Consider the following 12965-nt stretch of genomic DNA (forward strand, 5'->3'; position numbering starts at 1 on the left):
CTTACCTCTTCATCCAGGGGAAGGCGACCCGGCCGAGCCAGCGGAACGCCTGGTCGGTGAGCAGGCCGATGACGCCGATCAGCAGGATGCCGGCAAAGATCTTGTCGGTCTGCATGTAGCGCTGGGCGCGCAGGATGGCGTAGCCCAGACCGGAGTTGGCGGCGACCAGCTCGGCCACCACTAGGTAGGTCCAGGCCCAGCCGCAGGTGATGCGCAGGGTGTCGAGCAGCGCAGGGCGCGCCGAGGGCAGCACCACCAGGCGGATGGTCTCGGCGCGGCTGGCGCCCATGGTCTGCGCTGCCTCTATCTGCGCCATGGGCACGCGGCGCACATCCTCGGCGACCATCAGCACCATCTGGAAGAAGGTGCCGATGAAGATGATCAGTACCTTGGAGCCTTCGTCGATGCCGACCCAGAGCATCACCAGCGGGATGAAGGCCACCGCCGGCATGTAGCGAATGAAGTCGGTGAGCGGTTCGAGGAAGGCTTGAACCGGGCGGTAGGTGCCGATGTACAGGCCCAGCGGCAGGGCGATCACCGCCGAGGCGAGGAAGCCGGCCATGACCCGCCAGACGCTGATGGCGATATCGCCCAGCAGGCCTTCGTCGCCCCACCAGTGACCGATGCGCTTGAGCACGGCGTCCGGGCCGGGGAAGAACATCGGGTTGGCCAATCCGGCGGCGCTGTAGGCCCACCAGAGCAGCAACGGCACCAGCAGGCCGGCTGCGGCCAGGGTCCAGACGGCGCTGCGTGGCAGTTCGCCGCGGATCACCCACCAGCGCTGGCTGGCGGGCTGCGCGACAGGGCGGGGCAGGGGCTGGTGGGCGGTCATGGCGTCACCTCCTCATCGGGGTACAGGGGCAGCTCGCAGGCTTGCCAGCCAGCGGCGGGCGGGGTGGCGCCGAGGCTGTTGAGCCAGTGGGCGTCGCGCAGCAGCTCGGGGTGGTCGGGATCGGCGTCGCTGGGCAAGAGTCGGGCGCCGATGCGCGCCGGCAGGGTGCTCAGTTCGATGCGCCAGGGGGCTACGCCACCCTGGTGGCGGCCAAAGCTCAGTTCGAAATCCAGCAGCTCGGGGGTGTCGCTGTCGAGCAGTGCGGCCAGCGATGGTGCGTGGGGCAGCGGCAGGCGCCGCCCGGCGGCGAACAGGAAGCAGTCGCCGGCCAGCAGCAGGCAGCCCTGACGGCCGTCCGCTCCGAGCAGCCAGGTGCCACGGTTGCGCCCGAGCGACTCGGGCAGGCGCTCCCAGACTTCGTGGTAGCTGCCGTCCAGGCCGTCCTCCAGCACCTTTTCGCTGTCCACGAAGTGCATGCGGCCGATGTCCTCGCCGCCATTGGGCGGCTGGAAGTCGATTGCGCGGTGCCACTGGCAGATATCGCCAGTGATCTCGGTGAGACCGGCGAAACCGGCCTGGTTCGCCAGTGCTTCGGGCGTTTCGGGGGCGGGCAGTGGAATGCGCAGGTCGGCGAACAGACGCTCGGTCTGTAGCCAGTACACGCGGGTGCTGGTGTCATGCGTTCCGCCGGTGGTGGTCAGCAGGGTGCGCTGCCAGACGCCGAGGTAGGCGGACGGTACTGCGGAAGTGTTCAGGCCAGGCATGCGTTTTCCTCCCATTCGGCGAGCACGGAACGGCTGTCCAGTACGCGACCGAACAGCCCGCCTTCCACCTCGACCATGGCCAGGGCGGCGGCGTGCAGCTCGGCGCTCGGCGAGCCGCAGGCATCGCTCACCAGCGTACAGGCGTAGCCCAGCTCCACCGCCGCGCGCTGGGTGGAAGAAACGCACACTTCGGTGGTCACGCCGCAGAGCACCAGGTGGCCGATGCCGCGCCGACGCAGCAGCAGGTCCAGGTCGGTGTAAGCGAAGGCGCTGTAGCCCGGTTTGTCGATCACCGGCTCGTCGGCCAGCGGGCGCAGTTCGTCAATCAGGTCGTGACCATACTCACCACGCACCAGCAGCCGCCCCAGCGGGCCGCGTGCGCCGATGGGCGCGCCGGCCTGTTCGGCACGGCGGCGCTTGCTCTCGTGCAGGTCGGTGAGGTCGGGGCGGTGCCCTTCGCGGGTGTGCACTACCAGCAGGCCCAGGGCGCGGGCGCTGTCCAGCAGGCGCGAGATGGCCGGGATCGGCGCGCGCAGGCGGCCGATCTCCAGCCCGGCCTGGTCGGCGTAGCCGCCGGGGGCACAGAAGTCGCGCTGCATGTCGATGACGATCAGGGCGACGCTCACAGCTCGAACTCCTTGCGTACCGCAGTGGCGATGCCTTTTACGATGTCCTTCGCCATGCGCAGGCCCTTGTCGGCGCTGGAACCGCGCGCCGAGGACAGCACGCCCGAGGGCGGCACCCACTCGGTGCGGCTGGGGTACATGTCGTAGGGCGGGAAGTCGGCCGGGCCGTCGTCGGGGATCAGGTCCAGGCGCACCAGGCTGGGCAGGTAGTGCAGCATCAGCGAGGTCTCGATCACCGCCGCGTGCTCCAGCGCGAAGCCGGGGAAGCCGTCGGGGAATACATCGTTCAGCGTGGCTTCGCTGCAGAAGTCCCAGTGCTCCAGGCGCATCACTTCCAGCGGGCTGGAAGGCCCCAGCTCACGCAGCGCGAGCTGGATGCCCTCAGTGACGAACCACTGGTTCTCGTAGTGCCCGTCCACCAGCACCAGGCGGGTGACGCCGTGGCGGGCGAACTCGCGCACGGCGTCGCGCACCAGGGCGATCAGGGTCTGCCCGTCGAGGCTGGTGGTGCCGCAGAAGTGCTGGCCGCCGCCGCACTTGGGCTGGGACTTGTAGCCGTAGGACAGGGCGGGCGCGACCAGACCGTCGACCTGGCGGGCGACGTCTTCGCATAGCGCACTGGCCAGCAGCGCATCGGTGCCCAGTGGCAGGTGCGGGCCGTGCTGCTCGGTGGCGCCGCAGGGCAGGAAGACCACGGGGGATTGCTCGCGCACCCGGCGCGCGTATTCGACCCAGCTGAGCTGGTCCATGCGGACAGTCATGTTTCGGCCTCGCAGAGAGTGGGGGAAAGGTCAGGAGAAGGGCGCGCGGCGACCAGCGCCGCCGCCAGAACCAGGGAGCCGCCGAGCCATTCGCGCAGGCCCAGTTCGCGGTCGCCGAACCACGCGGCGGTGAGTACGGCGACCAGCAGTTCGATCACCACCAGCACCGCGGCCCGGCTCGCCTCGACATGGCTGAAACCGTATTGCGCAGCGCCCATGGCGGCCAGCCAGAACAGCCCGAAGCCGGCCAGTTGCAGCCATTGGTGGTCGTCGAGGGCAGGCAGCGGTGTGCCTTGCAGCAGGCAGAACAGGCCGCCCAGCGCGGCGCTGCCGATGAAGCCGACCACTGCCTTGCTGGCCAGCGGGACCTGCTCGGCGGCGCGGGTGGCCAGGTTGTTGAGGGCGAAGGCGAAGCCGGCGGAGAGCGCCAGCCAGTCGCTGGCGGCCAGCGGGCGGAAGGTGTCGTGGCTGATGCCGAGGGTCAGGGCAATGCCGAGCATGGCCAGCGCGAGGGCGCCGAGTCGCGTAGGCGTCAGGCGTTCGCCGAACAGCAGCCGGCCACCGAGCAGGCCCCAGACTGGCGCGAGATAGAACAACAGCATGGCGCGCACCACGTCGCCCTCGGAGAGCGCCGCCACCAGCCCGGCCGTGGCCCAGCCGCCGAACAGGCCGATGGCGAGCAGGGCACCGCGTTGCGGCCACCACTGCCGGCGCTGGCTCAGTACCAGCGGCACAGCCAGCGCGCAGAGCAGCCCGTAGGTGCAGAGTACCAGCGGCATGCCGGCAAGGCCCTGGCCGGCGAAGTGCGCCAGGGGCATCCAGCCCAGGCCCCAGATGGCGGCGCCCAGCAGCAGGACGATTTCCGCGCGCATCAGCCGCCCATCCAGGCGCCGCCATTGGCGCCGAGTATCTGTCCGTGGAAGAAGCTCGCGCCGGGCGAGACGAGGAACAGCACCGCCGCGGCGATCTCCTCCGGCTGGCCGAGGCGGCCGGCGGGGATGGCGGTTTCGCGGGCGATCATCGCCGCGCTCATGTGCTCGACCGAGACCATCGGTGTCTCCACCGGGCCCGGCGCCACGCCGTTGATGCGGATGTGCGGGGCGAACTCCCGCGCCAGCGCCTTGGTCAGGCCGATTACCCCGGCCTTGGCGGCGCAGTACGCGGCGTAGCGTTCGCGGCCGAGCTGGCCCAGCTCCGAGGCGATATTGACGATGCTGCCGCTGCCGCGCGCCTGCATGTGCGTCAGGGCATGGCGGCAGCAGCGGTAGACAGCGTGCAGGTCGACGCCGAGCAGGTTCGCCCAGTCGTCTTCGCTGGTATCGAGGAAGGGCTTTTCCAGGATGATCCCGGCGTTGTTCACCAGGATGTCCAGCTCGCCTTCGGCGAGCACGCGGGCGAACATCTCGGCGACCTGTTCCGGCTCCGCGACGTCGGCCTGTACGGCATAGGCGCGCCCCCCGCTGGAGGCGATGCGCGCTACCAGCGCGGTGGCAGCTTCCGGCTGGTCGAGGTGGTTGATCCACACCTGCGCGCCGGCTCCCGCCAGCGCCAGGGCGATGGCCCGGCCGATGCCCTGGGTGGCGCCGGTGACCAGGGCGGTCTGTCCTGCGAGCGGTTTCATCAGTGCATCACCTCACCATGGCTGACCGACAGCGCCTGACCGGTAATGGCGCTGGCCAGCGTGCTGCCGAGGAACAGGAAGGTGCCGGCGAGATCAGCCGGCGTGAGCAGCTCCGGCACCGCCTGGGCGGCGAGGATCTGCGCCAGCTCGTCGCTCTCGCTGCGGCCGTTGGCCTCGGCCATCACCCGCAGAGAACGCATTGCAGCTTCGGTGGCGATCCAGCCGGGGCACACGGCGTTGACGCGAACGCGCCTTGGCCCCAGTTCCCACGCCAGCGAGCGGGTCAGGCCGATCACCGCGTGCTTGCTGGCGACATAGGCGGAGAAGCCCGGCACGCCTTTCAGGCCCCAGATCGATGCCTGGTTGATCACGCAACTGCCGGCGTGCAGTTGCGGCAGCAGGGCGCGGGTGAGGCGCAGCATCGAGGCGACGTTGTTGTCCAGCAATGCCTGCCAGCGCTGGTCGGTCTCGGCGTTGCCGCCCTCCAGCGGCGTGGCGTACTCCACGCCGGCGTTGTTGATCAGCACGTCGAGCGCAGCGCCCTGGCGGCTGTCGGCAAAGGCGGCGATGGCGTCGCTGTCGCCCAGGTCGAGGCTGGCAGTGCGCAGGTCGCACAGTGCTGTCAGCCCGTCCGCCACGCCTTGTAGTGCCTCGGTGTTGCGGTCGAGCAGCTCCAGCGTCGCGCCCTGTTCGGCGAACGCCCGCGCCAGGCCCTTGCCGATGCCGCTGGCGACGCCAGTGATGAGGACGCGCTTGCCCCGGTAGTCGATCATGCTCAGACCGCCGTCAGGAAGGAGACGCCCACGGCGCCATAGAAGCCGTCGGCACGGTCGTTGCCGGCGGGCGCGACCTCGCCGTAGTTGTCGTCCACCACGCGGCGCAGGCGGTGCTGGTGGAAGCCCTTGAACAGCAGGTGCATCGGCAGCACCTGGGCGTAGCCGTCGCCGTACAGTTCGTGGTGCAGCTTGCGCAGGCGGTACCAGGGCGCCACGGGTTTCTCGTGGTGGGCGTTGTGGTAGGCGAAGTTGAGCAGCAGCAGGTCGAGCACCGGCCAGCGCACCGAGACCACGTTGGAGAAGGTATTCATCTGCTCGTAGGTGCGGTCGCGGGACTTGTCGTCGGGAATCTTGCCTCCGTCCTCCAGCACCGCGAAGGCGTCGTAGGTGTGCTGGTAGGCGTCGGTGAAGCGCAGCACGATGATCATCAGCGTCCAGGCGACGAAGTAGAGCAGCAGCGCCTTGAGCGACACGGCGGCGACCACGCCGAACAACACGCCGCGCACCAGCAGGGTCAATGCCACGCGGCGGCGGTTGGCGCGATGGCGCGGGTTGTCGGTGATGAAGGGCAGGAGGATCACGTAGTAGTGCATGATCAGCTCCACCGCCGGTACGTAGGCCCACTCGGCGGCCAGCACCACGGCGCGCACCCAGCGAGGGCTGCGTGCGAGGAAGGCCTTGGTGTCGAAGGTGATCACGTCGGCGCGGTCGACGTGGTGGCGCATGTGCTTGCGGCGCAGGTCCTGAAAGCCCGCGTAGCAGCTGCCGCAGAGCCAGCTGCAGGCCTCGCCGGCCCAGGTGTTGTGCGCCGGCTTGGCGAAGATGGTGCCGTGGGCGAACTCATGGATCAGGTAGGCCGCGACTATCATCGCGTGGCCCAGCAGCAGGGTGCCGGCGGCATTGAGCAGCCAGTTGTCGGCGAACAGCAGAGCGAAGCCGGCGGCGTAGCCACCGAAGGCGTAGGCCAGGGCCAGGCTGTTGGGCAGCCGGCCATCGGCGTAGCGGTACAGGGACGCGGACATGAAGAACCTCCGTAGGCGTTCCCGCCCTCCCGGCGGGAACGGTGGGTGGGTGCCTTACTGGGCGAGGGCCTGGACGAACTGCGCGTCGAAGGTCTGGGCGAAGTCGGGTATCGCCGGAATCTGACTGTTGTCCTTGAGCAACTGGGCGATCACCGCGCCGCTGCCGAAGAAGGAGCTGGTAGCGTCGGATTTCTCGAAGTTCCTGTTCATCTCCGCCAGCGGGATGTTGTAGACCCCGGCCATCTGCTCCTTGGCCTCGGCGGCGCTGACGCCCAGCACCTTGCCGATGATCTCGGCGGACTCGTCCGGGTGCGCCTTCATGTAGGCCAGACCGTCGACGTAACCCTGGATCATCGCGCTGATCGCCTTCTGGCGTTTGCCGATGACCTCCTGGTTGAACACCAGCACGTCGGTGATCAGGCCCGGCGCGTCCTTGGAGGAATACACGACGTGGAACTTGTCGCCGGGCATGCCGAGGATCTGCGAGACGTTGGGCTCGTAAGTCACGCCCACCGGCAGGCTGCCGGAGGCCATGGCGCCGGGGATGCCTTCGGGCGTCATGTTCACCGGGTTGATGTCCTTGTCGCTCAGGCCGTGGCTCTTGAGCGCGTAGGCGAGCAGGAAATCGGATGGCGAGAGCGGGTTGAAGCCGATCTTTCTGCCCTTGAAATCGGCGACCGACTTGATCGACTTGTCGGCGACGATGGCGTCCCCGCCGTTGGAGAAATCGATGGGCATCACCACGCGGTACGGCTGCCCCTTGGCGACACCGCCGACCACCTGGTCGTAGGTGAGCATGCCGCCGTCGAGGGCGCCGCCGGTCATGGCGGTGGGGATCAGCGCCGGATCGTTGAAGAACTGCAGCTCCACCTTCAGCCCGTGGGGCTTGTAGAGGTCGAGCTTGTCGGCGACGTAGAAGGGCGCGTAGCCGGCCCAGACGACGGTGCCGATCTTGAGCTTCTCGGCGGCCTGGAGCGTCAGCGGCACGACCCCGGCGGCAGCAAGCAGACAGGCACCGAGCAGGGTCTTGCGCAGGGAACGCAGGGAAAGCGGCATGGTCATGGCATTGCTCCTAACGGTTGGAAATCGGCACGGGATGACATCACGTCTCCCGGGCTTTTCTCCCGCCGTGTAGCCCTGTCCCTAGGGCCGGAAAACTCTCGGACCAGACGCCTTTCTTGCGAAAGACCGGAACCCTAGTTCGCCTGTGGTGCAACTCCAGTGTGCCTTGCAGCGTTCGCCCACCCGGTGGCTACCTTGCCGTGGGTGATGCATCCCGTTGCAGGGGACAGAGCAATTGAAATGCCAGCTTTTCCGAAACCCCAAAAACCACCGGGGATTTCAATCGCTTAGCGGAAATCCCCGGTGCAGGGTGGGTGCCGGCCGGGCCATGGCCGGCACCAAGTCGATGCGCCTTGCCTTCTATTGAGGCATCAGGCGGTGCGCAGGGCGGTGCGCCGCAGCGAGGCGGCAGCCGTGGCCACGAACAGCCCGGCGGCGAGTGCCAGTGCGACCGGCACGCCTTGCGGGCCGAGGTCCATCAGGCTGCCGCTGAGCAGCGGCCCGAGCAGGCTGCCGACGCCCCACAGCATGCCGGCGGCGGCGTTGGCGGTGACCAGGTCGCGGCCGCGGAAGCGCTGGCCGATCAGCACCAGCGCCAGGGTGTAGACGCCACCGGCCACCGCGCCCAGCAGCATCAGCGCCGGCCACAGCAGCGACGGCTGGCTGATCAGCCAGGGCAGGGCGAGGCCGATCAGCATTGCCGCGACGCCGCAGGCAAGGTGCAGGGTGGGTCGGTCGAGGCGGTCGGACAGCCAGCCCAGCGGCAGCTGGCAGAGCATGTCGCCGAGCAGGATCACCGTCGCCATGAACGCAGCGATGCCCACCGCGTAGCCGTGACTGGAGGCGTAAACGGGGAAGAGCGAGAGCACCACGCTGTCGAAGAAAGAGAAGAACAGCACGCCCATGCACAGCGCAGGAGCTACCCGCAGGAATCCGGCCAGGGAGAAGCTGCGTGGCTCCTCGACGTGTTCGTGAATGCCTTCCTCGGGCATGGCGAAGGCCACGGTGGCCAGGGCGATCAGGTGCCCTGCGCTGACCAGCAGCACCACCCAGGGTGTCTGCGCCCCGAGCAGCGCCACGAGGGTCGGGCCGAGCAGCTGGAAGGCGGTGAAGCTGGTGGCATAGAGGGCCACGATGGTGCCGCGGTTCTTCTCGCCGCACAGCTCGTTGACCCAGGCTTCGCCGAGGATGATCGCGATGCCCATGCCGACGCCCAGTGCCAGGCGTGCCGCCGCCAGCAGCCAGAGGGAGTGGCTGCTGAATTCAATGGCTGCGGTGCTCGCGGTACACAGCACGAAGCACAGCAGGTACAGGCGGCGCCGGCTCATCAGCTGGCAGGCGCGGTCCACCAGGGTGGCAGCGAGGATCATGCCGGCCGCTGGCACCGCCGACAGGACGCCGATCTGCAGCGCGCTGGCGCCGTTGTCCAGCAGGCGCAGCGCTACCAGCGGCAAAGTCGCGCCCAGGCTCAGGCCGACGATGGAGACGGCGAACAGCAGCACCGCGAGAAGCGGTTTGTTGAGGGGGCTTGGGGTATTCATGGAAACCTTCTCTTGCCCCGGCGCTCAGGCCGTAGGGCGAACACATGCGAACGAGCCCGCCGGCGCTTACCGGAGAGCGGAATCGGAATGCGGAAATGCCGGCGCGAGCGCGCGGCTTCCGGCTCAGCAGCCGGCGGGCGGGGAGAAGGTGAAGGCGAACAGCACGCTGCGGCGACGGCGCAGCACCGTATCAATCTTGCGTACGCGCGGAGGTTCTCGCAGCAGGGCGAGGCTCGGGTCGGCGAAGCGGTAGAACGGGGTCATGGTGCAGGTATTACGGGGATGTCGGAAACCGCGCACTCTAGTGAGTGCGCGGCAGGGCGTCAATCTCGGCCAGCCGCGCGGTATCGCGGCAAGCGTCGGCACCGTAAGCCCTGCTTACGGATCGCCGGCATGACTGGCGCCAATCGAGCGCGCCGCAACTACCGGCCGAATGCCGGTTCCCCGGCCGGCACTTCCTGCGGGCGGCTCAGCACGTCCCGTCCCGGCAGGAACCGCCCGAACCCACGCTCCTTGCCCAGAGCCTCCGGGAAGCCGCTTTCGCGCCGATAAGCCACGCGCCCGTTGATCAGCGTGGCCTCCACCGCATCATCGTTGCGCTTCACCAGCCGCGTCAGGCCGATGATCTCCATGGGCGCTTCGCAGACCTCATCCAGCTCATCGGTCAGGCCGGCCGGGTTGACCACCACCAGATCGGCGCGGTCGCCGACGCGGATGTAGCCGGCGTCGATCCCGGCGAAGTCCGCCAGCTCGCCGGTCAGGCGGTGGATGGCGCGGCCGGTGTCCATGAAGCTCTGCCCGGCCAGTTCGGCATCGCGCACGTACTTGAGCATGCGCAGCGGGAAGTTGTACTGCGCGTGGGAAGCCAGGTGCGCGCCGGAGTCGGCGAAGCCCGGCTGGGTCCAGGGGCTGGCCAGCAGCTTGCCCATGATTTCCGGGCGGTGGTTGCCGTAGCAGGTGGTCCACTTGAGCTCGTTGCGGTACTGGCCGGCCAGCTCGAAGAAGGCGTCCACCGGGTCCAGACCGCGCTCGCGGCCGATGTCCTCGAAGTTGCGCCCGACCATTGATGCATCCGGACATTCGCGCACCCAGCAGTCGGACAGGTTGCGGTGCCACAGGCCGAGGCTGAGGGTGGCCTTGATGTCCTTCTTGAAGCGCTCGCGGAAGGCCGGGTCCTGGATGCGCGTGTAGAGCTCTTCCGGGTCCTTGATGTCGCGCAGCACCTCGCCGGCGCCGAACTCCTCGAAGCCGTTCATGTTCAGCCCCTCGATGCGCACCACGAAGGGCGCGGGCAGGGTCTGCCAGCGGTAGCGGCCGCGCAGCAGGCGGTTGGCGACCCAGCCGGAGGCGCGGGTGATGCGGTGCATGAAGGGCTGGGATTTCAAGTCCAGCGCAGTGAGCATCGAGCACTTGAGCGGGCGGCGGAACCAGCCGTGAGCCTGGTAGAGGAAGGCGAACACGTTGATCTTGGTGACGGCGTTGGGTGCGCCCTGCATCAGCGCGTTGCGCCGGCGCAACACCGCGAACAGGCGGGAGAATTCCTTCCAGCTGGCAAAGGTGGAGGGCAGCGGGCTGGACCAGGCACGGTCGCCGTCCATCTTGTCCAGCCGCGTGGTCATCACCGAGAGACCGAAGCAGCCGGCGTCCAGCGCCTGTTCCAGCAGTTCTTCCATGCGTTGCAGCTCGGCTTCGCTGGGCTTGGCGCCGCTAATGGCGCGCTCCAGACCCATCACCGCGACGCGCAGCTCGGAGTGGCCGAGGAAGGAGCAGAGGTTGGGCCCCAGCGGCTGCTGGTCGTAGAAGGCGCGGTAGCCTTTGGCGTCCTTCCAGGTGCGCTTGTCACGCAGGATCGGCAGCACCTGCTCGCGTGGCACGGCTTCGACACGGGTGAACAGGTCCGAACAGTCCTCGGCCTCGCCCAGCACCATGCTGATGGAGCAGGAGCCCACCGACACGGTGGTCACGCCATGGCGCACCGACTCCTTCAGTGCCGGCGCCGCGATGGCTTCGGCATCGTAGTGCGAGTGGATTTCCAGGAAGCCGGGAGTGACCCACTTGCCGGCGGCGTCGATGATCTGCGTGCAGCCGCTTTCGTCCAGCGGACTGACGCTCAGGGTGTCGATGCGGCCATCCTTGATGCCGACGTGGCGCAGGCTGCCGGGGGCATCGCTGCCGTCGAAGTACAGGCCGTTCTTGATGATGATGTCGTAGCTCACAGGAGGCTCCAGGGCGACAGCAGCAGGACGCCGCTGACCAGCAGCAGGCAGTGGATGGCGAGGCGGAAGTGGTGTTCCTCGAAGCGGTGGTGCAGGCGTTCGCCCAGCCATACGCCGAGCAGCAGCAGGGGCGCGTAGGCGAGCACCTGGGGCAGCGCCGGTCGCAGGCGGCCGTCGAGGAGGAAGGCAAGGGTCAGCAGGCCGTTGAGGGTGAACCAGACGCAGACCAGGGTGGCGCGCAGGCGGGTCTTGTCCAGCGGGCGGGTCGAGAGCGCGTAGACCAGCAGTGGCCCGCCGGAAGCGAACAGGCCATGGCAGACCCCGGCGGCGCCGGTGGCCAGGCGCACCACCCAGTTGGGCGTTCTGCCGCGCTCCGGGGCACTGGCGCGCAGGCGCCACAACTCACGGCCGGCGAACCAGAGGATCAGCACGCCAAGGCCGCGCTTGAGCGGTTGCGGGTCCAGGTGCGGCAACAGCAGGTAGCCGATCAGCATGCCGATGAGCATCCCCGGCAGCACGGTGCGCAGCAGCAGGCGCGTGTCGATCAGGCGGCGGTGGCGCCAGCACAGGTAGCCGGTCATGCCGATGTTCAGCGGCACCAGGATCGGCAGCAGTGTCTCGATGGGCATCAGCAGCGCGCCGAGGGACAGGGCGATCACCACGCTGCCGAAGCCGGTGATGGCTTCCAGGGTGTAGGCCAGCAGGATGAAACCGCCGAGGGCGAGGGCGGGCGCATTCATGACGCCGTCACCGCGGCGGCGCGGGGTTCGCGGCGCGCCCAGAGTTGCGCCAGTACCAGCCCGGAGAACAGCTGCCAGCAGCCCCAGAACGCCGCGATCAGGAGCATGCCGCCGGCCTGCGGGAAGAAGGTGAGGATCAGCGCCATGCCCAGCGCGGAGTTGTGGATGCCGCTTTCCAGGGTCACCGCACGCACGTCGGCGTCCGGCAGCTTCCACAGCCGCGCGCAGGTGTAGCCCAGCAGCAATGCAGTGCCGTTGAGTAGCAGCACCAGCCAGAAGAACAGGTGGAAGTAGCCCATGAACTGCTGGAAGTTCTTGGCGAAGGCCATGCCGACGAAGCCGAGCATCACCAGCAGCGACAACTGCCGCAGCGGCTTCTCCAGGCGCTGTGCGAGCTGCGGTTTGTGCCGGCCCAGGGCCATGCCCAGCAGCATCGGCAGGATCAGCACCAGCACCACGACGCCCACCAGTTCCAGCGGGTCGATGTGGATCTGCGTGAGGCGGTCGCGGGTCGCTGGGTTCAGCCCCGCGTAGAGGGCGAAGTTCAGCGGCGTGAAGATGCCCGCGCTCAGCCCCGATACGGCAGTGACGCTGGCCGACACCGCGACGTTGCCGCGGGCCATCCAGGTCATGATGTTGGAGAAGGTGCCGCTGGGGCAGGTGGCGACCAGGATCATCCCCAGCGCCAGTTCCGGGTCGATCGGCAGGGCGATGGTCAGCAGGCAGGTGGCGGCGGGCAGCAGCAGGAACTGCACGAGCATGCCGATCACCGGCGCCTTGGGCTGGCGCAGGATGCGGGCGAAGTCGTCGCGGCGCAGTTCCAGCGATACACCGAACATCATCAGGGCGATGATGGCGTTCAGCGCGATCATCGAACCGCCGGAGAATTCGAGATGGACTTCAGGCATCGCCGTTCTCCCGCAGCAGGAGGGCGGGGAATGGCGAACGGGCAGTAGCCGGCGGCACGGGCGCGGCTCCGGTTTCAATCAGCATGCAAGGCGACT

Annotated in this window: 14 protein-coding genes and 1 riboswitch; all 14 genes read right to left on the bottom strand. The window is 68.4% G+C overall.

The window, feature by feature from the left end; all coding sequences use genetic code 11:
* Position 1: 1 nt before the first annotated feature.
* The 14 genes from IB255_RS23930 to IB255_RS23995 all read right to left on the bottom strand — a co-directional run bounded on the left by IB255_RS23930 (position 2) and on the right by IB255_RS23995 (position 12869).
* Complete coding sequence (locus tag IB255_RS23930; RefSeq protein ID WP_192210949.1) at positions 2–832, bottom strand: ABC transporter permease; 831 nt, start codon at positions 830–832, stop codon at positions 2–4.
* Positions 829–1596 carry a hypothetical protein gene (locus IB255_RS23935; protein WP_192210950.1) on the bottom strand — a complete coding sequence of 256 codons (768 nt, stop codon included), beginning with the start codon at positions 1594–1596 and terminating at the stop codon, positions 829–831. Before IB255_RS23935 ends, IB255_RS23930 begins: the two co-directional genes overlap by 4 nt.
* Positions 1584–2222: a cysteine hydrolase family protein gene (locus IB255_RS23940; protein WP_269140624.1), complete on the bottom strand. Its 639-nt coding sequence runs from the start codon at positions 2220–2222 to the stop codon at positions 1584–1586. The genes IB255_RS23935 and IB255_RS23940 overlap by 13 nt, the downstream gene beginning before the upstream one ends.
* Entirely contained in the window at positions 2219–2983 is a 765-nt protein-coding gene (locus tag IB255_RS23945) for a creatininase (protein ID WP_192210951.1), read from the bottom strand. Before IB255_RS23945 ends, IB255_RS23940 begins: the two co-directional genes overlap by 4 nt.
* Complete coding sequence (locus tag IB255_RS23950) at positions 2980–3855, bottom strand: DMT family transporter (protein ID WP_192210952.1); 876 nt, start codon at positions 3853–3855, stop codon at positions 2980–2982. Before IB255_RS23950 ends, IB255_RS23945 begins: the two co-directional genes overlap by 4 nt.
* Entirely contained in the window at positions 3855–4604 is a 750-nt protein-coding gene (locus IB255_RS23955; protein ID WP_081520518.1) for an SDR family NAD(P)-dependent oxidoreductase, read from the bottom strand. The genes IB255_RS23950 and IB255_RS23955 overlap by 1 nt, the downstream gene beginning before the upstream one ends.
* A complete protein-coding gene (locus IB255_RS23960; RefSeq protein ID WP_081520517.1) occupies positions 4604–5377 on the bottom strand; it encodes an SDR family NAD(P)-dependent oxidoreductase in 774 nt (257 codons plus the stop codon). Before IB255_RS23960 ends, IB255_RS23955 begins: the two co-directional genes overlap by 1 nt.
* A 2-nt stretch (positions 5378–5379) precedes the next feature.
* On the bottom strand, positions 5380–6402 hold the full coding sequence (locus IB255_RS23965; protein ID WP_081520516.1) for a fatty acid desaturase family protein: 1023 nt from the start codon (positions 6400–6402) through the stop codon (positions 5380–5382).
* Between the two features lie 54 nt (positions 6403–6456).
* On the bottom strand, positions 6457–7464 hold the full coding sequence (locus IB255_RS23970) for an ABC transporter substrate-binding protein (RefSeq protein ID WP_225594992.1): 1008 nt from the start codon (positions 7462–7464) through the stop codon (positions 6457–6459).
* 44 nt (positions 7465–7508) lie between these two features.
* Positions 7509–7613: riboswitch (guanidine-I (ykkC/yxkD leader) on the bottom strand.
* A 222-nt stretch (positions 7614–7835) separates the two neighbouring features.
* The gene (locus IB255_RS23975) at positions 7836–9005 is read right to left on the bottom strand and encodes an MFS transporter (RefSeq protein ID WP_081520515.1); all 1170 of its coding nucleotides are present in this window, start codon (positions 9003–9005) and stop codon (positions 7836–7838) included.
* Positions 9006–9128: 123 nt separating this feature from the next.
* Entirely contained in the window at positions 9129–9269 is a 141-nt protein-coding gene (locus IB255_RS23980) for a hypothetical protein (protein WP_167523196.1), read from the bottom strand.
* Between the two features lie 158 nt (positions 9270–9427).
* Positions 9428–11221, bottom strand: coding sequence for an N-acyl-D-amino-acid deacylase family protein (locus IB255_RS23985; protein WP_081520513.1), 1794 nt, complete (start codon positions 11219–11221; stop codon positions 9428–9430).
* A complete protein-coding gene (locus tag IB255_RS23990; protein ID WP_081520512.1) occupies positions 11218–11961 on the bottom strand; it encodes a sulfite exporter TauE/SafE family protein in 744 nt (247 codons plus the stop codon). The genes IB255_RS23985 and IB255_RS23990 overlap by 4 nt, the downstream gene beginning before the upstream one ends.
* Positions 11958–12869 carry a bile acid:sodium symporter family protein gene (locus IB255_RS23995; RefSeq protein ID WP_081520511.1) on the bottom strand — a complete coding sequence of 304 codons (912 nt, stop codon included), beginning with the start codon at positions 12867–12869 and terminating at the stop codon, positions 11958–11960. Before IB255_RS23995 ends, IB255_RS23990 begins: the two co-directional genes overlap by 4 nt.
* Between the last annotated feature and the right edge of the window lie 96 nt (positions 12870–12965).

The organism is Pseudomonas sp. PDM22 (genome assembly GCF_014851965.1).
Taxonomy (GTDB): domain Bacteria; phylum Pseudomonadota; class Gammaproteobacteria; order Pseudomonadales; family Pseudomonadaceae; genus Pseudomonas.